Origin of the sequence: Aurantimonas manganoxydans SI85-9A1 (genome assembly GCF_000153465.1) — a bacterium.
Classification (GTDB): domain Bacteria; phylum Pseudomonadota; class Alphaproteobacteria; order Rhizobiales; family Rhizobiaceae; genus Aurantimonas; species Aurantimonas manganoxydans.
In genome coordinates this window covers 2717592-2738244 of the sequence record NZ_CH672387.1, presented here as the reverse complement: position 1 = coordinate 2738244, position 20653 = coordinate 2717592, and the positions used below count along the sequence as shown (strand labels likewise).

21 protein-coding genes are annotated in these 20653 nt (G+C 68.6%); 12 read left to right on the top strand and 9 right to left on the bottom strand.

The features are described from left to right. The first annotated feature begins 272 nt into the window (after positions 1-272). Positions 273-1757: a sensor histidine kinase gene (locus tag SI859A1_RS12915; RefSeq protein WP_040325784.1), complete on the top strand. Its 1485-nt coding sequence runs from the start codon at positions 273-275 to the stop codon at positions 1755-1757. Then, a complete protein-coding gene (locus SI859A1_RS12910; RefSeq protein ID WP_009210191.1) occupies positions 1738-2124 on the top strand; it encodes a response regulator in 387 nt (128 codons plus the stop codon). Before SI859A1_RS12915 ends, SI859A1_RS12910 begins: the two co-directional genes overlap by 20 nt. Before the next feature lie 73 nt (positions 2125-2197). Here the strand turns inward: SI859A1_RS12910 and SI859A1_RS12905 are convergent, their stop codons facing one another. Then, positions 2198-2923: a cation efflux transmembrane domain-containing protein gene (locus SI859A1_RS12905; RefSeq protein WP_040325783.1), complete on the bottom strand. Its 726-nt coding sequence runs from the start codon at positions 2921-2923 to the stop codon at positions 2198-2200. Positions 2924-2996: 73 nt separating this feature from the next. On the opposite strand from SI859A1_RS12905, the gene SI859A1_RS12900 reads away from it, so the two are divergent. Then, on the top strand, positions 2997-3422 hold the full coding sequence (locus SI859A1_RS12900) for a MerR family transcriptional regulator (protein ID WP_009210189.1): 426 nt from the start codon (positions 2997-2999) through the stop codon (positions 3420-3422). Between the two features lie 72 nt (positions 3423-3494). On the opposite strand, the gene SI859A1_RS12895 is transcribed toward SI859A1_RS12900, so the two are convergent. Beyond that, positions 3495-3896, bottom strand: a complete 402-nt coding sequence (locus tag SI859A1_RS12895; protein ID WP_009210188.1) for a hypothetical protein — start codon at positions 3894-3896, stop codon at positions 3495-3497. Between the two features lie 156 nt (positions 3897-4052). On the opposite strand from SI859A1_RS12895, the gene SI859A1_RS12890 reads away from it, so the two are divergent. The 3 genes from SI859A1_RS12890 (at position 4053) to SI859A1_RS12880 (ending at position 6286) form a co-directional block, all read left to right on the top strand. Beyond that, positions 4053-4685 (top strand): DedA family protein, encoded by a 633-nt coding sequence (locus SI859A1_RS12890; RefSeq protein ID WP_009210187.1) that lies wholly within the window; start codon positions 4053-4055, stop codon positions 4683-4685. Between the two features lie 42 nt (positions 4686-4727). Continuing rightward, positions 4728-5309 (top strand): MOSC domain-containing protein, encoded by a 582-nt coding sequence (locus tag SI859A1_RS12885; RefSeq protein WP_009210186.1) that lies wholly within the window; start codon positions 4728-4730, stop codon positions 5307-5309. 194 nt (positions 5310-5503) lie between these two features. Then, positions 5504-6286 (top strand): nucleotidyltransferase domain-containing protein, encoded by a 783-nt coding sequence (locus SI859A1_RS12880; RefSeq protein WP_009210185.1) that lies wholly within the window; start codon positions 5504-5506, stop codon positions 6284-6286. Between the two features lie 60 nt (positions 6287-6346). Here the strand turns inward: SI859A1_RS12880 and SI859A1_RS12875 are convergent, their stop codons facing one another. Together SI859A1_RS12875 and tsaA are read right to left on the bottom strand one after the other, a co-directional pair. Beyond that, on the bottom strand, positions 6347-6700 hold the full coding sequence (locus tag SI859A1_RS12875) for a DUF2293 domain-containing protein (RefSeq protein ID WP_050767536.1): 354 nt from the start codon (positions 6698-6700) through the stop codon (positions 6347-6349). Positions 6701-6714: 14 nt separating this feature from the next. Next, complete coding sequence (tsaA, locus tag SI859A1_RS12870) at positions 6715-7227, bottom strand: tRNA (N6-threonylcarbamoyladenosine(37)-N6)-methyltransferase TrmO (RefSeq protein ID WP_040325782.1); 513 nt, start codon at positions 7225-7227, stop codon at positions 6715-6717. 123 nt (positions 7228-7350) lie between these two features. Between tsaA and SI859A1_RS12865 the strand changes: the two genes are divergently transcribed. Continuing rightward, on the top strand, positions 7351-8364 hold the full coding sequence (locus tag SI859A1_RS12865; RefSeq protein WP_009210183.1) for an ArsR/SmtB family transcription factor: 1014 nt from the start codon (positions 7351-7353) through the stop codon (positions 8362-8364). Between the two features lie 14 nt (positions 8365-8378). Beyond that, on the top strand, positions 8379-9290 hold the full coding sequence (gene metF / locus SI859A1_RS12860; protein ID WP_009210182.1) for a methylenetetrahydrofolate reductase [NAD(P)H]: 912 nt from the start codon (positions 8379-8381) through the stop codon (positions 9288-9290). Between the two features lie 760 nt (positions 9291-10050). On the opposite strand, the gene SI859A1_RS12855 is transcribed toward metF, so the two are convergent. After that, positions 10051-11319 carry an amidase gene (locus tag SI859A1_RS12855; RefSeq protein ID WP_009210181.1) on the bottom strand — a complete coding sequence of 423 codons (1269 nt, stop codon included), beginning with the start codon at positions 11317-11319 and terminating at the stop codon, positions 10051-10053. 269 nt (positions 11320-11588) lie between these two features. Between SI859A1_RS12855 and SI859A1_RS12850 the strand changes: the two genes are divergently transcribed. The 3 genes from SI859A1_RS12850 to SI859A1_RS12840 all read left to right on the top strand — a co-directional run bounded on the left by SI859A1_RS12850 (position 11589) and on the right by SI859A1_RS12840 (position 14632). After that, entirely contained in the window at positions 11589-12809 is a 1221-nt protein-coding gene (locus tag SI859A1_RS12850; RefSeq protein WP_009210180.1) for an alanine racemase, read from the top strand. 211 nt (positions 12810-13020) lie between these two features. Next, positions 13021-14025 carry a diguanylate cyclase domain-containing protein gene (locus tag SI859A1_RS12845; RefSeq protein ID WP_040325781.1) on the top strand — a complete coding sequence of 335 codons (1005 nt, stop codon included), beginning with the start codon at positions 13021-13023 and terminating at the stop codon, positions 14023-14025. 151 nt (positions 14026-14176) lie between these two features. Continuing rightward, on the top strand, positions 14177-14632 hold the full coding sequence (locus SI859A1_RS12840) for a methyltransferase family protein (protein WP_040325780.1): 456 nt from the start codon (positions 14177-14179) through the stop codon (positions 14630-14632). A 13-nt stretch (positions 14633-14645) separates the two neighbouring features. On the opposite strand, the gene SI859A1_RS20395 is transcribed toward SI859A1_RS12840, so the two are convergent. From SI859A1_RS20395 to SI859A1_RS12825, 3 genes are all read right to left on the bottom strand, one after another. Further along, entirely contained in the window at positions 14646-15812 is a 1167-nt protein-coding gene (locus SI859A1_RS20395) for a GGDEF domain-containing protein (RefSeq protein ID WP_050767535.1), read from the bottom strand. A gap of 115 nt (positions 15813-15927) precedes the next feature. After that, the gene (chrA, locus tag SI859A1_RS12830) at positions 15928-17148 is read right to left on the bottom strand and encodes a chromate efflux transporter (RefSeq protein WP_009210177.1); all 1221 of its coding nucleotides are present in this window, start codon (positions 17146-17148) and stop codon (positions 15928-15930) included. Between the two features lie 121 nt (positions 17149-17269). After that, positions 17270-17698 carry a DUF4112 domain-containing protein gene (locus tag SI859A1_RS12825; protein WP_040325779.1) on the bottom strand — a complete coding sequence of 143 codons (429 nt, stop codon included), beginning with the start codon at positions 17696-17698 and terminating at the stop codon, positions 17270-17272. Between the two features lie 213 nt (positions 17699-17911). Between SI859A1_RS12825 and SI859A1_RS12820 the strand changes: the two genes are divergently transcribed. Next, positions 17912-19348 (top strand): cation:proton antiporter domain-containing protein, encoded by a 1437-nt coding sequence (locus SI859A1_RS12820; protein WP_009210175.1) that lies wholly within the window; start codon positions 17912-17914, stop codon positions 19346-19348. A 20-nt stretch (positions 19349-19368) separates the two neighbouring features. Here SI859A1_RS12820 and SI859A1_RS12815 read toward each other — a convergent pair whose 3' ends face one another. After that, on the bottom strand, positions 19369-20472 hold the full coding sequence (locus SI859A1_RS12815) for an AbrB family protein (RefSeq protein ID WP_161600133.1): 1104 nt from the start codon (positions 20470-20472) through the stop codon (positions 19369-19371). Positions 20473-20653 lie beyond the last annotated feature (181 nt).

Sequence of the window (20653 nt, the reverse complement as noted above, 5' to 3'; positions counted from 1 at the left end):
GATGGCATTTTAGGATTACGGGGGACGAGGGGTGGAATAACGGTGCATACCGGTGCCGGTGTCCGTCCGGCCTCCACTGAAGACGAGACGAATTCGCTCGGCGCCGACCTGGGGTCGCCTGCCGTCAACAAGGGCGCGGATGTGCCGACAGACAAGCCGAAATTCACGAAGGCGTCCGCCCGATGCCGCCCGACATCGCCCCGCGATCCGGCCGGACCGGGGTGCGGACCCGATGGGATGACGGGTACGGATTGCAGGTCCCCCGCGCTGGCATGAACGATCCCCTCTTCGCCCACATTTTCGACGTGCTTCCCAGCCCCTACATGGTGCTGGACCGGGATCTGCGTTACGTGTCGGTCAACCGCGCCTACGAGCAGGCCCTCCTGAAGCCGCGCGACGAACTCGTCGGCCGGCTGCTGTTCGACCTGTTTCCCAACGAGGGCGAGAGCGGCCGACGGCTCAGGGCCTCCTTCGCCGAGGTCCTGGAGACCGGCGAACCCGACACGATCGCCTTCATCCCCTACGAGATCCCACGGCCGCAATCACAGGGCGGGGGCGTCGAGGAACGCTACTGGACCGCCACGCACACGCCGATCCTGGACGATGACGGCGCGGTTGCCTTCATCGTGCAGAACACCGTGGACGTCACCGAGATCGTCCGGCTGAAACAGGCGAACACCGTGCCGAGCAGCGCCGTGCCGGGCGAACTGGCGCTGCTGCGCAATGCGCGCGAGGTCGAGGAGGCCTATCAGGAGACCCGCTCCGAGAGCGAGGAGTTCCGCCGCCTGTTCCGACAGGCGCCGGGCATGATCGCGGTACTGCAGGGACCCGATCATGTCCCCGTCTTCGCCAATGACAGCTATGCCCGATTCGTCGGCCATCGCGACGTGATCGGCCTGCCGATCCGCCAGGCGCTGCCCGAGGTGGAGGGGCAGGGCTTCTTCGAGATGCTCGACGCGGTCTATGCCGAGGGCAAGTCCTTCACCGGCGAGGGCGTGCGCCTGCTCATCCACGGGGAGGGCGACGAGGGGCTGAGCGAGACCTTCATCGATTTCACCTACAATCCGATCCGCGATGCCGAAGGCCGTGTGACCGGCGTCTTCGTGCAGGGCGCCGACCGGACCGACGCGATCCGCGCCGCCGATCGCCAGCGGCTGCTGATCGACGAACTCAATCACCGGGTGAAGAACACGCTCTCCACCGTCCAGTCCATGGCGCGCCAGAGCTTCCGCAAGCTGCCGCAGGCCCAGGAGGCGCGCGCCGCATTCGACGCGCGCATCCTGGCGCTCAGCCACGCCCACAACGTTCTGGCCGAGCGGCGCTGGGAGGCGGCAGGGCTCCGCGTGCTCCTGCGCCAGGAGCTGTCGCCGTTCCCGGGCAGCCGGGTCACCATGTCCGGGCCGGAGGTCCATTTGACCGCCCGCTCGGCGATCGCCCTGAGCATGGTGTTCCACGAGCTGGCCGCCAACGCGGCCGCCTACGGTGCGCTGTCCAGCGACGAGGGCGAGCTGGCGGTGAGTTGGCAGGTCGCCGGCGAAGGCGCCGGGCGCCACCTGTCGATCGCCTGGACGGAGACGGCGGGAACGCCGGTTTCCGCGAACCCGCTCGTCGAGGGGTTCGGGATGCGCATGCTGCACCGTGTGGTCGAAGGCGAACTATCCGGTACGCTGTCCCTTGACCTTGCCTCCGGCGGCCTCATCTGCCGTATCGAACTAGCCCTGTCCGAGGTGGAGGAATTTGCAAGCACAGCCGCATAACACTGCTCGTGACGTCGCCGGACTGAAGGTGTTCGTGGTCGAGGACGAGAGCCTCGTCGCCATGCAACTGGAAGACATGCTGTTCGACCTCGGCTGCGAGGTCGTCGGACTGGCCATGCGGCTGAAGCGCGCCCATGACATGCTGGATTCCGGCATGGCGATCGACGTGGCCATTCTCGACGTCAATATCGGCGGCGAGAAGATCTATCCGATCGCCACGCGGCTGCGGGAGGCCGGCATCCCGATCGTCTTCGCCACCGGCTACGGCCGCGAGGGGCTGGAGACGGAATGGCAGGTTTGCCCGGTGCTGCAGAAGCCCTACAGCGCCAGCCAGATCGAGCATTCCATCCTCGCCGTCACCGACTGAGGACAGCCGGTTCGCGTCCAGGCGCGTGCGGCTGGCTGACGTTGGGAGCCATGTGCTCCCACGCCGTGCCCTGTCAGGAGCGGGTCTCTGACGCTGCGAGCCCGGCGGGCGTTTCGCCATATTCCGCAAAGGCCTGGCGCAGGATGGCGACAGACGAGGTGAGGAACAGGCCGGCCATGACCCCTGCGACGGCGAGGTCGGGCCAGGCCGAGCCCGCCCCCCAGACGCCGAGGGCGGCGACCATCACCACCACATTGCCGATCGCGTCGTTGCGCGAGCACAGCCAGACCGAGCGCACATTGGCATCGCCGTCCTTGTAGCGCATCAAGAGGGCGACCGAGGCCAGGTTGGCGATGAGCGCCAGCAGTCCGATCAGCCCCATGATCTGGGCGCTGGGAACGCCGAGCACCAGCACCTGATAGGCCGTCGAGCCGAACACCCACAGCGCCATCAGGCTGAGCGAGACGCCCTTGAACAGGGCCGCCGAGGCACGGATCTTCAGGCTTGCGCCGATGACCGCCAGGCTGAGGCCGTAGGTCAGGGTGTCGCCGAGGAAGTCGAGCGCATCGGCCATGAGCGCCTGTGATCCGGCGATGCGGCCGGCGCCCATCTCGACGAAGAACATCGCGCCGTTGATGGCGATGACGGTCCACAGGATGCGCTTGTAGCGCGGATCGACGCCGTCGAAGACGGGAACCCCGCCCGAACAGCCGCAGGCAGCGGTCGGTGCGGGTTCGGCCGCTGCCGGCTCGGTCGGGGCGGCGGGTGTGGCGGTGCTGGCGCAGCAATGGTCGGCCATCGCAGGGCTCCTTTTCATGCGTTCGGCGCGACCCTACAATCTCCAGTGACTGGAGAAGCAAGGGGAAAATCCGATGAATCTCGCGATCGGCGCGCTGTCGCGCCGCACCGGCGTGAAGATCCCGACCATCCGCTATTACGAGGAGATCGGCCTGCTGCCGGCGCCGCCGCGCAGCACCGGCAACCGGCGGCTTTATGGCGAGGCGCATCTGCGCCGCCTCGGTTTCGTGCGCCATGCGCGCGAACTCGGCTTCGACATCGACGCGATCCGGGAGCTGCTCGATCTGGCCGGACATCCGACGCGGCCCTGCGCCAAGGCGGACGAGATCGCCACCGCGCATCTGGCCGACATCGACCGCAAGATCGCGCGGCTGTCAGCGCTGCGCGTCGAGGTCGAACGGATGACCCGCTGCTGCCACGAGACCGTCGAGGAGTGCCGGGTGATCGAGGTGCTGGCCGATCACGACCAGTGCCTGGCGGACAGCCATCCGGCCCCCTGACGCGGGCGAGGCTGGCGGAACGGCGACGGGCAGGGCTGCCGCCTGCCGCGATCGTCCGGGGAGAGGCGCGGCCTATTCGTCGGCGGTGCCGGTCAGCAGCATGACGAACTGGCGTTCGCCGAGGTCGAGGCCGGCGACGCGGGCGCCGGGATAACGGGCCCGCAGCGCGGCGTGGCGCGCGGGCGCGGCCAGCAGCATCAGATGCAGGCCCGCCGCCGCGAACTGCGCGTGCAGGCTCTCGTCGAGGCTGGCCTCGCCAGGCAGAGCGACCACCGCGACGACGAAGGCGCGGCGCAGCATGCGGTCGCGCGCCGCCTCCGCGGTGGCGACGCGGCTGGCGCGGGCCCCGGCGGCATCGAGCGCGTTGGCTGTGTGCAGGCCCCGCGCCGCGTCGGGGTCGAGGACGAGCACGTCCTGTCCGGCGAGGAGGCTCGCCCAGCTGAAGCCGTCGAATGTGTCGAGACCGGTCGTCATCCAGGCAACAGATCAGTCTCCCGCGATGCCGGCAAGCGCGCCGGCCTTACGCGAAGGGATGCCCACAGGCCGCATGCGGGGCGGAACCCGAATCGCCATGCGGGGCTTTCTTCCCGACGAATGGCGCCGCGCGCGGCGAGACTGAACGGAGACGACATGGACGCCTTTGTCCGCAGCATGATGGAAACGCTCGGCCCCTTCGGAATCGCGCTTCTGATGTTCCTGGAAAACGTCTTTCCGCCGATCCCCTCCGAACTGATCATGCCGCTGGCCGGCTACCAATCGGCGACCGGCCAGATGTCGCTGGTCACGGTGATCCTCGCCGGCACGGTGGGGTCGCTCCTCGGCGTCATCCCCTGGTACTATGCCGGCCGCTTTGTCGGCGAGCGGCGGCTGAAGCGCTTCACCGAGCGCCATGGCCGCTGGCTGACGATGGGCCCGGAAGACGTCGACGCGGCCGATCGCTGGTTCCGCAAATACGGCATCGCCGCCGTCCTGTTCGGACGCCTCGTGCCGGCGGTGCGCACGCTGATCTCGGTCCCGGCCGGCATCGCGAAGATGTCCTTCCTGACCTTCCTGATCTTCTCCGCCATCGGCAGCGCCGCCTGGACGACGCTTCTGGCCTATGCGGGCTATGCGCTCGGCCAGAACTACGAGGCGGTGGAATCCTATGTCGGGCCGGTTTCCAACGCCGTGCTCATCGCCATCGTCGGCTTCTACATCTATCGTGTCGCCACCTTCGACCGCAGCCACGGGCGGGCGGAGACCACCGACGATTCGCCGCGCTAGGCGGGCCGTCCCCGCCAACACGATGCCGGACGACACCGACGGATGCAGATGCAACGCACGCGGGCGCGCAAGATCGCCGCCACGATCGAAGGGCTCTTCCGCACGCAGGGCGAAGGGTTTGCCACCGTGCCGGTCGATCATCTCGACCTCGGCTTCGACGGCATCGACGGCGACCGCCATGGCGGGATGACGCGGCGTTCAGGGGGGCGCGAGCCCTGGTATCCGCGCGGCACAAGGATGCGCAACGAGCGCCAGCTCTCGCTGCTGGCCGCCGACGAACTGGCCGAGGCCGCAGCTGCGCTCGGCATTCCCGAGATCCGGCCGGAATGGATCGGCGGCAATCTGCTCGTCGGCGGCATTGCGCATCTCACCTGGCTGCCGCCGCGCACGCTCCTGATGTTTGCCGGCGGCGTGACCCTGCGGGTCGACGGCGACAACGGCCCCTGCCGATCCTCCGGCGCAGCGATCGCGGCGCATTACCCGGATCGCGGCGACATCGAACTGGGCTTCGTGAAGGCCGCCATGCACCGCCGCGGCCTCGTCGCCTGGGTCGAGAAGCCCGGCCGCATCGCTGTCGGCGAGGCCGTCGAGGCGCGCATTCCCGAGCAGTGGATCTACGCCTGAGGTTTTCTCGTGACGTTGCCGTTGCGCGGAGAGGGTTGAGAGCCCGGCATCCGGCCCCTGCCGATGAGGCTCAGGTGCCCCGCCCCGAGCGGACGTTCCGGTGAGTGCAGCAGAACTAGCTTCGCTCTTACGGGAGCCCTCATGCGCGGATAGGCTGACTGGGCCCGTCCCATTGCTGGAAGCATGCTGGCACGATGACCGCTGACCAACGAGGTTTCATTCCGGTGATCGGAGACCGCCCGTTCCAGGGCGCGTTCCTCCCCGTCCTCGCGCAGGTCCGGGACCGGCTGTCCCTGGATTCGGTTCGTTCGATTCACAGCGTCTATGTCTATGGGAGCATCGCGGCCGGCCGTGCAGTCCCAGGGTGTTCGGACCTCGACCTGTCACTGATCATGCGCCGACCGTTGTCCGATCGCGAAGCGGCTGTCCTCGACGCGATCAGGCTTGAAATCGATCTGGCTCACCCGGTCATCAGCAAGGTCGATTTCGACATGGGCTTGCTCAAGGAGGTTACGTCGGAGGACGCCGGTATGGCATGGCGCTACTGGATCAGGCACCATTGCCGCTGCCTCGTCGGTGAGGATCTGGCGGATGGTATCGCCCTGTTCCGTCCCTCGATGACACTCGCCCTCGCGGTAAACGGGGATTTCGAGCGCGTTCTGGGGGACTATCGTAACGCGTTGCTGGTGGCGCGGTCCGACGCCATTGCGAACCGCCTGGTCAGGGAGGCGTCGCGCAAGCTGATCCGTTCGACCAACGTGTTGCGAAGCGAGGATGATCCGTGTTGGCCGGGAACGCTCGCAGAGCATGCTCAGGCGTTCCGGTGCCGTTACCCGGCGCAGGGCGAACAGATCCTCTACTTTCTGGAGCAGGCGATCACGCCGGACATCGATCCCGTCGGTTTTACGCGCCGGTTGGGGATTTTCGTCAGCTGGATGGCCGGGATTGTGCGGGATCAGGCCACCTCACGCGCATGACCTCGCGGCCTTGCCGGCCGTCACCGGACAGGAACGCCGCGTGACGCGGCGCCCGCTCGTTCATCCGGAATCGGAAGCGTCGTCGTCCGCTTCGTTGAGCCCCGGCTCTTCGTCGATAGCGTCGGGGGCGAGATGGCGGGTGGCGCCCCAGCCGTCCAGCACCGCATTGGTGTCGTCGAGGACGAAGAAGCGTGCCGCGTCCTTGTCGTAGCCGTCGTCCATGAGCTCGTCATAGTCGGTATGGACATGGCGGATATGGGCGACCGCGGCGAGCCAGACGGCGCGTTCGGGCGGCAGGGAGCGCATGTGCCGGGCGCGCGCCGCCTCGCGGATCGCCTCGGCGTCGATAAAGGGCGCGCGCGGGATCAGGGCGGTGAGGGCGCGGGCGATGCGCTTCTGGCGTTCGGTGGCCAAGGGAACTCCGTCGGTCAGGCCGGCGGGGCGTCGACCGACGCGAGATAGGGCTTGATGTCGAGGAGGGGCGTGCCGTCGAGGACGTCGATGGCATCGATGCCGATGATTCCGGTCTCGCGGTCGAGGGCGACGATCTGGACGAGATGCAGGCCGACCGGATTGGGCCTCACCGGCGAGCGCAGAGAGAAGGTGCCACGGGGCCCGTCGGCGTGGCGCGGCATCTGCAAGGCGAGATCGCGATCCGCCTGGTCGAGCCAGGTCAGGAGCAGCACCCATTGCCCGGCGCCCAGACCCGCAAGGCCCTCGCGCCAACGCGGGTCGAGCCGGATTTCGGCGGGCTGGCCCGCCTCGCGGGCACGGCCGACATTCTTCGGGCATTGCGACCGCTCGGTCCAGGGCGAGCGGATGCGGCCGATGAAGACCAGCCCGGCATCGTCATAGGCCGGTGCGGGCCCCTCGAAGCGGCGCTCGCCGGGCCGCGCGACGGTGGCGTCCCGGTCGGCCGGGGAAACGGCAGGCGGCGTCATGGCGCTGCGACGGCCATGGCGGCGGGGCGGTGGCTCCGGCCAGTCGTCAGCGGCGCATGGTATCGCTTGCATCGGTCCGTATTTTCACATAAAGATATCTTTATATCGAAATCGGGACGGAACATGCTGGACATTCAGAAGCTCTCCTTCGGCCGACTGGTCGATGCCCTCAAGGCGGTCGCCGAGCCGACGCGCCTGCGGCTCGTCCTGCTTCTGGCACGAAGCGATCTGACGGTCAGCGACCTTACCGCGATTCTCGGCCAGTCGCAGCCACGCATCTCGCGGCACCTGAAGCTGCTGGTCGAGTCGGGCGTGCTGACCCGCTATCAGGAAGGCGCCTGGGCCTATTTCCGCTTGTCGGAGGAGGCCAGCGTCTCCGGTCTCGTCCATGCTGTTCTGAACTGGGCCGACGAGGCCGATCCGGTGGTCGAGCGCGACAGCGAGCGGCTGGACGCGGTCCGGGTGGAGCGCGCCCGCCGCGCCGCCGACTATTTCGCCCGCAATGCCGGAAGCTGGGACACGATCCGGGCGCTGCATGCCTCGGACGCGGAAGTCGAGCAGGCGCTTCTGGCCGCGCTCGGCAACAAGCGCATCGGCACGCTGCTCGACGTGGGCACCGGCACCGGCCGCATGCTGGAGGTGCTGGCGCCGCGCTGCGAGCGCGCCGTCGGCATCGACGCCTCGCGCGAGATGCTGGCGATCGCCCGGGCCAAGCTCGACAGCGCCGGGATCGGCAATGCCGTCGTGCGCCAGGGCGAGGCCTATCACCTGCCGGTCGAGCGTCAGGCCTACGACCTCGTCACCATTCATCAGGTGCTGCACTATCTGGAGGACCCGCAGGCCGCCGTGGCCGAGGCGGCCCGGGCCGTCGCGCCGGGCGGCCGCCTGGCGATCATCGATTTCGCGCCGCACGAGCTGGAGTTCCTGCGCGCCGAGCATGCGCATCTGCGCCTCGGCTTCTCCGACGACACGCTGGCCGGCTATCTGGACGATGCCGGCCTCGAACTGGTGTCCCTCGACCATCTCGTCTCCAGCGGAGACGAGACCGGCGAACTCACCGTGACCATCTGCATCGCCCGGGACCCCCGCCTGCTTGTGGCAGGCGACAGCCCGAACCGCACAACCCTCGTCAGCTGATAGAGAGCCCCGTCATGAGCCAGACCCCGCCGCTTGCCGGTTCCGGACTTCGCGTATCCTTCGAGTTCTTCCCGCCGAAGACAGAGAAGATGGAAGAGAACCTCTGGCGCTCGATCGAGCGTCTGGCGCCACTCGGCCCCAGCTTCGTCTCGGTGACCTACGGCGCCGGCGGCTCGACCCGCGAGCGCACCCACCAGACGATCGAGCGGATCCTCAAGGAGACCACGCTGACCCCGGCCGCGCATCTGACCTGCGTCGATGCCTCCCGGGAAGAGGTCGACGAGGTGGTGCGCCAGTACTGGGAGACCGGCGTGCGCCATTTCGTGGCGTTGCGCGGCGACGGGCAGAACGGCGTCGGCGGCAAATATGTCCCGCGCGAGGACGGCTATCGCAACGCCGTCGAGCTGGTCGCCGGGCTGAAGGCCTTCGCCGATTTCGAGATCTCCGTCGCGGCCTATCCCGAGAAGCATCCGGAGAGCCCGGATTTCGCCACCGACATCGACCTGTTGAAGCGCAAGGTCGACAATGGCGCGACCCGCGCGATCACCCAGTTCTTCTTCGACAACGACGTCTTCGAGCGTTACGTCGAGCGGGTGCGCCGGGCTGGCATCTACATTCCGATCGTGCCGGGCATCGTGCCGATCCACGACTTCGTCAAGGTCGCACGCTTCTCCAACGCCACCGGCGCCAAGATCCCGTCCTGGCTGGCCGAACGCTTCGACGGGCTGGAGGAAGACCCGCAGACCCGCAGTCACGTGGCGGCGGCGGTCTGTGCCGAGCAGGTGCTGGACCTGCAGAAGCGCGGCCTGTCGGACTTCCATTTCTACACGATGAACCGGGCCGACCTTGTCTATTCGATCTGCCACATCCTCGGCATGCGGGCCGGAACGGCCGCCGCCCCGAAGAGCGAGGCCGCCGCGGCCTGAGCCGGCCGCGAGCGAAAGGCATCGACCGAAACGAGAAAAGCCGGGGCAGGACCCCGGCTTTTTTGTCGATGGGGCACCGTCAGGCGCCCGTCGGACGGATGGGATCAGGGCACGACGCCGATCACCATGGCTCCGACGAATGCAAACGCGGCACAGATCATCAGCAAATTCAGCGGACGCGTCAGTTCCATTTGCATTGCCTCCTCGTTCACGGACACACGAAGAGTAACGGCGTGACACAGTGCGTAAATGCGAATTCGTCGCTGCACTGCGGAAGGACGGCGTGCCAAATTCGCGCAGCCCCTGTGAGCGCGGCGATGCACTGCGCCATCCGGCCTGTGTTTTTTTGGGACAATGGCGGGAACGCGAGCTGCCGCGTGCGGCAGGACCGGGCTCTCTCTGAAGGGTCTACGCAGCAGGAAAGTCAGCGTGATCAGGCGATTGGCGCCCGTCGTGGCCAGGCGACGGAGCGAAACGGCACGCGACCCCGAAGCGGGGCAAATGTGGCGAAGCTGCCGAATTTGGGAATGGACCCGATCGTGGACGCCGCCAGGGAGCGGCGTCGCGGCGATCAGGGGAAGAGGACGATCGCGCCGACGGTGGTAATGCCGCCCAGCATTCCAAAGAAGACGACCGTGCCGAAGACGGTGACCAGAGTTTCGATCCGCATTGCTTGTTCCCCTCGTTGACAGGCGGGGTCTCAACGGGGGGAGGTCGGTTCGGTTCCAGCAATTGTGGTGGAAAAGCGGCGCGACGACGCTCAGTCCACCGCGAGCCGCTGTTCCAGCATGGCGGCGATGGCGAGCGCCCGTGCGTCGCGGCCGAAACGGGTGACGATGGTCAGGCCCACCGGCAGGCCGTTGGCGGCGTGCAGGCCGGGGACATTGACGCAGGGATTGCCGGTGATCGTCCAGAGCTTGTTGAACATGGCGTCGCCGGTCGAGCCGAGGCTGTAGGGCGCCGCGCCGATGGCCGACGGCACCAGCAGCGCGTCGGCATTCTCGAACAGGGTGGTCGCCGCCTTGCGGCCGATCCGGGCCGTGCGCCGCGCGTCGTCGTATTCCTCCGGAGTCACGCTCGCGCCATGGTCGAGCTGTTCCAGCACTTTCGGGCCCATCAGGGCGCGGTGCCGGGTGCGCTCGTGGAACAGCGCCTGCGCCGCCTCGAAATTCTGCAGCGGCGCGTGGATCTCGCGGGCCGCCGACAGCGAGGCCGGCTCGGCAATCTCGATCAGCTTCGCCCCGGCCGCCTCGATGGCGCGGGCGGCCGTGTCCCAGGCGGCGGCCATGTCGGGTTCGAGCAGGTCGTCGACGGCCGAACGGTAGAGGCCGATGGTCAGCCCCGACGCATCGGCGGGCGGCGTGTCGGCCAGCGGCCGGCCGCTGATCAGCGCGGCCAGCAGCGCGACGTCGGGCACCGTGGCGGCGAAGAATCCGACCGTGTCGAGCGACCAGGAATAGGTCTTCACGCCGACCGTCGGAAACAGCCGGAAGCTCGGCTTGTATCCGGCGACGCCGCAGAAGGAGGCGGGGCGGATGACCGAGCCGCCGGTCTGGGTGCCGCAGGCGCCAGCCAGGTAGCCGGCGGCAACGCCCGCCGCCGAGCCGGAGGAGGAGCCGCCCGGCGTGTGGTCCGGATTGTGCGGATTGCGGGTCGGGGTCGGATCGAGCGAGGCGAATTCGGTCGTCGCGGTCTTGCCGACGATGGCCGCGCCCTGGGCCCGCGCCAGCGCGATGACCGGGGCATCGGCCGCCGGCTGGTGGCCGCGATAGATCGCCGAGCCGTGTTCGGTCGGCATGTCGAAACTGTCGAAGACGTCCTTGGCGCCGAAGGGCACGCCGGCCAGCGGACCTTTGGCCGCCGCCGCCTCGGCGCGAGAGGTCTCCGGCGCGCGGTGGGTGAACACGCCGAGCGCGCCGTCGCCCGCGTCGATCCGCTCGTTGGTGGCGGCCAGCACCGCCTGCGGCGTCGTGCGCCCGGCCTCGATGTCACGGACGATGTCGGTCAGGCGAAGCGGGGCGGCGGACATGGCGATGGTTCCTGTTGGCGGGTGTCCCTGTTTAGAGCGCTGTCCGGCTGTCGGACAAGCGGCTCCTGCGGGCGGCACGCGAGCCGGCTTTCCGCCGCCGGAATTGCCGGGTCTTGGGGCCGATCCGCAGGCGGGCCGCGGGCAGGGGCGCTGACAACGCCGATCCATGCTCTAGTTGCGCCGCGATGACGGGTAGTGCGGGTGATTCCCCATTCGCAGTTCGTCCGAGCCGTTTCGTGACCCGAGTGTCACCCGTGGAGAACCGCCTGTTGCAGACCTTCAAGTCCGCCAAGGATGCCGCCCTGACGCTTCGGCCCGACGTGCCGGTCTACTGCTTCCGTCCCGCCGTCCTGACCGCCGATGCGGAGCGCTTCATGGCGGCGTTTCCCGGCGACACCGCCTATGCGGTGAAGACCAATGGCGAGCCGATGGTGCTGGAGACGCTGAGCCGGGCCGGCGTGCGCATCTTCGACGTGGCCTCCCCCGGCGAGTTCGAGGCGGTGCGCGCCGCCCAGCCGGATGCCGAGATGCTCTACATGCACCCGGTGAAGGCCCAGTCCGACATCCGCCTGGCCTTGGAGACCTACGGCATCCGGGTGATGTCCCTCGACCACGAGGACGAGGTGGTGAAGATCCTGCGCGTCGTGCGGGCGCTCGATCTCGATCCGGGCAAGATCACCCTGTTCATCCGCATCCAGACCAAGGGCAGCGCCGCCTATGAGCTGTCCAAGAAGTTCGGCGCGGCGCCGGCCCATGCGGTGGAGCTCCTGCAGCGCTGCCACCGGATCGGCTTCAAGGTCGGCATCTGCTTCCATGTCGGCTCGCAGATCGAGGACCCGGACACCTACGAGCGGGCGCTCGCCTCGGCCGACTGGGTGCGCAACCGGGCCGACGTGCCGCTGGCCGGCATCGATGTCGGCGGCGGCTTTCCGGCCGAGTACGGCCACGATCCGCGCCGCCGCAAGAAGGAGATGCCCGGCTTCGGCGCGATCATGACGCGGCTGACCGCCGACATGGAGGAATGGGGCTTTTCGGACATGCCGATGGTCGCCGAGCCGGGCCGGGTGGTCGTCGCGCGGGCCTTCTCGCTGATCGTGCGGGTGCTGCTGCGCAAGGGCAAGCGGCTCTACATCAACGACGGCATCTGGGCGTCGCTGTCGGATTCGTGGACCGGCAAGATCACCCTGCCGGCGCGCTTCATCCCCGATCCGGCCCGCCAGAGCCGCAATGGCGACCCGGCGAACATCCAGGCCTTCAAGGTCTGCGGCGCGACCTGCGACAGCGTCGACATCCTGTCGCGGCCGTTCTGGCTGCCAGAGACCGTCGATACCGGCGACTGGATCGAGATCGGCCATATCGGGGCCTATTCCCTGTCGCTGCGCACCCGCTTCAACGGCTTCTATCCCGACACCTTTGTCGAGGTGGAAACCCCGTTCGACGAGGGCGACGCGGCCGAGAGCTACGCCAGTCTGGAAACCATGGCGGATTGACCGATCGATCAAGACGGCCGGCGCAAGGGAAATCTTAAGTCGTAGCCGCCTAAGAATGTCGGGTGATCGCGACCGAGGAACCGTGACCCGCCATGCCGACTGTCGTGCCGAGCCCGCCAAGCGCCGAAGCCGTTGCTTCCGTCACCGCGCCGTGCGTCGCGTCGGGCCGCCAGGTGGCCTTTCGGCCGGGTCGGGACGGAGCCGGCCAGCGATGATCTTCCGGACGAATAATACCGCGCGCATTGCCCGCCTGTCGGCGGCGCTGGAGGCCACCTCGCGCCTGTTGCGCCAGAAGAACACCCAGCTTGCGCACATGACCAAGATCTTCGACCGGGCGTCCGAGGCCGCGCGGATGGGGGTGTGGGAATGCGCCTTGCCGCAGAACACGCTGCGCTGGACCGACGTCGTCTACGATCTCTACGAATTGCCTCGGGGCGCGCCGCTCGACCGCAAGACGATCCTCAAATGCTATCCGGAAGAATCCCGGCGGACCCTGGAGAAGATCCGCAACGAGGCGATCGCCACGCGCGGCGGTTTCGGCCTCGACGTGGAAATCACCACGGCCACCGGTCGCCAGCGCTGGATCCGCATCACCGCCTCGGTGGAGTGCGAGAACGGCGAGCCGGTCCGCATCTTCGGGTTCAAGCAGGACATCACCGAAGAGAAGCTGCTGGCCGACAAGATGCGCTATCTGGCAGAATATGACGTGATGACGGGTCTCGCCAATCGCAGCCAGTTCCAGACCCGGCTGGCCGACCTGGAAGGCACCACGGCCGGCAAGCGTCCCGTCGGCGCGCTGCTCCTGATCGATCTCGACGGCTTCAAGGCGATCAACGACACCTATGGGCACGCCTTCGGCGACGTTTGCCTGAAAGCGACGGCGACCCGGCTGCGGCAGGTTTGCGACGACGCCGAGCTGGTCGCCCGTATCGGCGGCGACGAGTTCGCCGTGCTGCTCGGCAGCCACCGCGATGCCGTTGCCGTCGAAACCCTGGCCGCGACCATCGTCGATCTCCTCAACGGTCCTGCCGCCGACGGCACGGCGTCCGATCTCGGCGCCTCGGTCGGCATCGCCATGGCCGAAGCCGGGATGGCGCCGGACACGCTGTTCTGCCGCGCCGATTCTGCTCTCTACGCCGCCAAGGCGTCCGGCCGGAACGCCTATCGGATGTTCAGCTCGACCATGCAGAACCCGCTGCGCTCGCGCGCCGCCTGACCGGTCCGGCGCCCGCCGGGCGCCCAATCTTGAACCCAACGCTGGAACCGACCCGCAAGACCCTGCCTGCCGACGCGGGGCCGCAGGGCCTCGTGCCCGGCCGCGTAGCCCCCCATATGCGGGGCCGGCGACGAAACCAACGGAGACGACCATGTCGATGAAGCGCGATTTCCCCGACCTTCCGCCGGTCTGGGCCTCCGGCTTTCTCGTCGCCGAGGTGGTCGCCGCGTCGGTGCTGCCGATCGCCGTCTTCGTGTCGGCGCCTGCGACGCTGATCGGTATCGGGCTGATCGTGGTCGGCGTCGTTCTGGCGGCATGGTCGGCGCTGTGGTTCCGGCGCAAGCGAACCTCGATCGAGCCGCGGGACGTGCCGAAGGTGCTGATCGTCGAGGGCCCGTTCAAGATCAACCGCAACCCGATCTACACGGGCATGGCGCTGGTGCTCGTCGGGATCGCGTTCTGGATCGGCGCCCTGTCGGCCGTAGCGATCGCCCTGGTCTTTCCCTTCGTGATCACCGCCCGCTTCATCCGCGGCGAGGAGGCGGCCCTGCGGTCGGCCTTCGGCGCCGAGGCGGAGGCTTATATCGCCCGCACCAGGCGGTGGTAACGCCGGCGAGGCGTCAGGCGGCGGCGGTCTCGGCGATGCGATTGCGGCCGCCGTTCTTGGCCCGGTAGAGATTGGCGTCGGCCGCGCGCATCAGCCGGTCGAAGCTGGCCTCGCCTTCGGCCGAATGGGCGATGCCGGCGCTGAGCGTCAGCCCGAAGCTGACGTCGTCGGCCGCGATCCGCGTCGCCGCGACGGTGGAACGTACCCCGTCCGTCAGCATGAAGGCCTCGGTCGGGGTGACACCGGGCAGGATCGCCGCGAACTCCTCCCCGCCGACCCGCGCGACGAAGTCCTGCTGGCGCAGCACCGACGGGCAGAGCAGGGCGCAGCGCCTCAGCGCCTCGTCGCCGGCGGCGTGGCCGTAGCGGTCGTTGATGCTCTTGAAGTGATCGAGATCGAAGACGACCAGCGCGAAGTGGCCGCGGTCCTGCAGGGCCTTCTCCAGCCGCTGCTCGAAGGCGCGGCGGTTGGGAAGTCCGGTCAGGGCATCATGCATCGCCGCGTGGCGCAGGTCCCTGGCCATCCGCTCATAGGCAACCGACAGGACAAAGGCGCCGCTGGCGGTGGTGTGGATCACCGCGATCAGCAGATGGATCTGCAGCACGCTGTCGAAGACCAGATGTGCGGTCTCCGCGGTATGGGCGTTGATGCCCTGCACGATGCGGCCGGCGAAGGACAGCGCCATGACGCCGTAGGCGATGAGCAGGCCGTAGCGCGACGGCAGGCCGGTCTCGCGATCGGTATAGAACTCCCAGGCCGTCGCGGCGGCGAACAGCATCAGGATGGCGTTCACGGTGTAATAGGCCAAAGGATAGTCGATCCAGCCGGGAAGGCCGAACATGAGCGCAACGACGAGTGTCGGCACGACGATCAGCGACATGGGAACGCGGCGCCGGGCGAACAGGCGGGACGCCGTCCAGCGCAGTCCGAAGCCGAGGACCAGCAGGCTGTTCGGCAGCGCCAGGCCGAAGCTCGGCTCGTTGCCGGGAAAGGCCATGTAGGAAAACAGCGATCCCGCGATGACGAAATTCGCGCCGATCCAGGCCGGCCAGTAGGTTTCGTCCGGCTGCTTGCGCCAGGCCGCATAGAAGGCGAGACCCATGACGATGAGGATCATGGCATTGGTCAGGAACAGCGTCTGAACATCGACGCCGATATCCATGTCGACCCGCGAATTCATCCCCATCCCCCCACCGGCATCGCGCGCACGCCTGCTCTCGATGGCCACAAGAATGCCATGGGTCGCTTAAGGGATTGCTATGATCCGATCACGGCTTCGTTGACGTTGCTGTGGACTAGGCGATGGCGATGCTCGCGAGGGCGGAGGCGAGGACGACCGTCCAGGGCGGCGCCTTCCAGACGACCAGCGCCACGAAGCCGGCCAGTGCCAGGGCGAAGTCGGCCGGTCCGCGCACGGCGCTGACGAACACCGGATCGTAGAGCGCGGCGCCGAGAATGCCGACGACGGCGGCATTGGCGCCGCGCATGGCGGCCTGCGCCGTGACGCGGCGGCGAAATTCGTCCCAGAACGGCAGCGCCGCCACCACGAGCAGCAGACCGGGCAGCGAGATCGCCACCAGCCCGATGACCGCCCCCGGCAGGCCGTAGCCCTGCGGCGAGGCGATGGCGCCGAGATAGGCGGCGAAGGTGAAGAGCGGGCCGGGCACGGCCTGGGCGGCGCCGTAGCCGGCGAGGAAGGCATCGTCGCTCGCCCATCCCGGCTCGACGACGAAGGCCTGCAGGAGCGGCAGGACGACATGGCCGCCGCCGAACACCAGCGAGCCGGCCCGGTAGAAGGCGTCGAACAGCGCGACGGGACCGGCAGCGTTCGCCGCCGGGCCCATGGCGGCGAAGACCGGCAGCAGGATCAGGAGAGCGGCGAAGACGGCGAGGGCGACGAGCCCCGCGGTACGCGAGACGGGGACCATGGGGATCGGCGGCAATGCCGCGGCATCGGCGCGGCAGAACCAGAGGCCGGCGAGCCCGCCCATGAGGATTGCCGCGATCTGGCCGAGCGAGCCGGCCAGGGCGGCCGCCGCGACGACGGCGACGACCGCGATGGTCGCGCGCGTGCGATCGGGACAGAGGCTACGCGCCATGCCGAACACCGCCTGCGCCACCACGGCGACCGCGACGATCTTCAGGCCATGGACGATCGCCGCGCCGATGCCGCTTTCGAAGGCCGACGCGCCGGCCGCAAAGAGGATCAACAGGATGGCCGAGGGTAGGGTGAAGGCGGTCCAGGCCGCCAGCGCGCCCAGCGGGCCGGCCCGCATCAGGCCCAGCGCGAAGCCGACCTGGCTGGAGGCCGGGCCGGGCAGGAACTGGCAAAGCGCCACCAGATCGGCATAGCCGGCCTCGTCGACCCAGCGTCGCCGGGTGACGAACTCATCGCGGAAATAGCCCAGATGGGCGATCGGCCCGCCAAAAGCCGAGACGCCGAGTTTCAGGAAGGCGCGGAACACCTCGCCGGGCGAGCCCTGCGGAGTGTGGGCGGGCCGTTCCGATCCCGCCACCGCATCCGCTGCCCGGTCCCCGCGTGCTGCCGCATCTGCATCCTTCACCCGTCGTCCCCCGCCTGCGTGACCGCGGCCAAGGGTGGCACGGATGAATGTCGACGCGAAGGCGCGAAAGCGGTCAGGCGCGCTTCGGCGTGATGTCCTTCATCGGCGGATCGCGCAAGGCGTCGCCATAGGCGGTGCCGGCCTCGCCGAAATGGTCGAGGACGATGTCGAGATTGCGCCGGTGCGCCTTGTAGAAGACGTCGAAGACGTCGCCGAGCAGCGGTACGGCGCCGACGGCGAAGTCGATGCCGAGATTGCCGGCCATCTTGACCAGCTTGTGCCTGGGCACGCCGAGCCGCCGGGCCTCGTTCAGGATGTAGATGCCGATGAGGCTGCCGGCGGCGTCGCCGACGCCCGGAATGAGGCCCAGCACGGAATCGCCGCCGAAGCGGATGCCGGTGCCGGGAATGCGGATCGCCGTGTCCATCAGCCGCGCGACCCGGCTGATGCGCGTCAGGCGCCGCTGGTGGTCGGCATGATGGGAAGGGTCGGCGGCATTCATGGACGGCTCTCCGGTTCGATGGTGGTTTCCATATGGGAACGCCCGAGCGGCGAAACAGATGCGTGGGCAGGGTGATAGGGTGATCGCGACCGTCCCCGACCTGCCGATGCCGAGGAAAGCAGCCCGTGCGCGGGTGCCGGACACAAGCGGGCCAAGGTTCTCGCCTTTCGTGCCGCAACCGCGAATCAGGCAGGCGGATCAAAGGGAGACAACATGGAGGAAGCGGTCACCGAGGCCACGGCGACGGTCGAACACGCGGTCGCGGAGGTGGCCCAGGGGGCCCATGGCGGCCACGGCGCCGACAACGGGCTGACCGCCATCGCCTTCGTGATCGTCGTTGCGGTGACCGCCGGCCTCGGGCTGATGCGGCTGCGGCAGCCGCCGCTGGTCGGCTTCATCCTCGCCGGCGTGCTGCTCGGCCCCTCGGCGCTGGGCGTCATCTCCACCTCCAACGAGAACGTCACCATGCTCGCCGAGATGGGCGTCTTGATGCTCCTGTTCTTCATCGGCATGGAATTGTCGCTGAAGGCCTTCGTCGCCTCGCTGAAGCCGGCGGTGCAGATCGCCGGCGGCCAGCTCATCGCCGCCATGGCGATCTCCTTCGGCCTGATGGCGATCTCGGAGGCGACGCTGGCCGAGGCGATCATCCTCGGCTTCATCATCGCGCTGTCCTCGACCGTGGTGGCGATGAAGATGCTGGAGGATATCGGCGAGCTGCGCCAAGAACCGGGGCGGATCGCCGTCGCGGTGCTGATCGCCCAGGACCTGGCGGTGGTGCCGATGCTGATCCTCGCCACCTCGCTGGGCGGCGAGGAAGCGGTGAGCTGGGTCGATGTCGGGCTGAAGATCGCCGTCGCCGTGGCGGTTCTCGGCGGGCTGCTGTGGTTCCTCGGCCGGCGGCCGAAGCTGAAGCCGTCCTTCGCGCCGGCGGTGGAGAACAATGTCGAGATCCTGGCGCTCGGCTCGCTCGCCTTCTGCTTCGCCGCCGCCTCCTTTTCGGGTCTCGTCGGCCTGTCGCCGGCCTATGGCGCCTTCATCGCCGGGCTGGTCGTCGGCGCCTCGACCCTGCGCTCGCCGGTCATCCACGTGGTCGAGCCGATCCAGGCGCTGCTGCTGGTGGTGTTCTTCCTGTCCATCGGCCTCCTGATCGACCTGAACTACATCGTCGAGAACTGGGTGCTGGTGCTGGTCGCCTCGCTCTTCGTGATCCTGGCGAAGACCGTCCTCAACATCCTGCTGATCCGCCTCGCTGGCTTGCCGCACAAGACCGCGGTCGAGGCGGGGCTCTCCATGGCGCAGATCGGCGAGTTCTCCTTCGTGCTGGCGGCGGCGGCCTTCGCTTCGGGCGCGATCGGCGGCGACGTCTACCGGCTGGCGCTGGCGGTGACCGCCGTGTCGCTGCTGGTCTCGCCGGCCTGGATGGTGGTGATCCGCCATCTGGAGGGCGAGGCGCGCTTCGGCTACGCCGAGTTCCGCGCCGCCCTGACCGAGCTCTATGGCGACCGGATCGAGACCGTCGAGGACATGGGCGTCTGGCTGAAGGTGCGCGGCCGCGCGTTGCGTCGGGCGATGACCCGGCGCCGTGTCGCCCGGCGCAACGGCAAGACGGGAGCCGAGGACGAGACCGGCGAGCGGGCACCGCGCGAATAGCGCAGTACCGGGGCCCGCTGTCAGTCGCGCGCGCCGATGCGGCTCGCGACGAGGCGGGCGATCGGCGGGCCGGCCACCAGCACGATGACGAAGCGCACCGTCTGCAGCGCCATGACGAAGGGCAGATCGACATCGGTCGACGCCGCGATGATGGCGATGGAATCCATGCCGCCTGGGCTGGTCGCCAGATAGGCGGTGACCGGATCGATGCCGAGCCAGACATGCAAGAGCGCGGCGATGCCGCCGCAGAACGCCATCAGCAGGACGATCGAGCCGACGATCTTGGGCAGCGCCCGCCAGGCATGGGCGAGGACGGCGCGGGTGAAGCCGAGGCCGATCTTCCATCCCAGAATGCCGTAGCCGAGAACCAGGAACCATTCCGGCAGCTGGAACTGGACGACGCCGCCGAGCGTGAGCGCGACGGCGATGGCCATGGGCAACAGAAACGGACCGGCGGGAACTTTCGGGAAGCGGCCGACCAGAATGCCGAGGCCGACGAAGCCGAGCGCCGGGCCGAAATGCGACCAGTCGAGTGCCGGAAACCAGACAATTGCCGCGCCGGCATAGGCCGCCGCATCGCTGCCCGTCCAGAATCGCGCCATCAGCGCAGCGGCGAAGGCGACGAAGATCACCCGCAGATACTGCATGAAGCCGACGAGCCGGGCATCCGCCCCGAAGGCTTCGGCCATGACCATCATCGCGGTGGCGGCACCGGGCCAGGAACCCCAGACGGCGGTCGTGCCGGGCAGGACGTGCCAGCGGCTCATCAGGGCGCCGAGCACGCCGCTGGCGGTCACCACGGCAAGGACGACACCGACATAGAGCGGCCAGTCGCGCAGGAAGGTGGCGAGGATCTCCAGCGTGATGGACGAGGCGACGAGGCAGCCGATCGCCGCCTGGGCGCCGTGATAGGGCGCCTTGGGCACGGCGATCGTGGTGCCGAACACCGCGATGACGATGGCGGCGATCATCGGCCCCAAAAGCATCGCGGCCGGCATGCCGACGAGTTCGAGCAGGCTGCCGATCAGAATCGAGAGCGCCAGCAGTGCCAGCCACTGGAGCGGCACCGGCGTCCGGCTCACCGCGCCGGGCGTCTCGACGGGCGGAAGGGCGTCGTCCCTCACGCGCGGGGCCGCGAAGCTGGCCGGGTGCACCGCCGCTCCGCACCGGCCCGTAAGGGAGCGATGGCTGGAAGAGCGGGGAGACGGGGTCGGGTCACGGGCACGTCCTGCCGCCCGCGCCGCAGATGGCTGGGCGCGGGCATCGATGGAGATAAGCCGTGCTTAGCGTCTTCGGCACCGGATG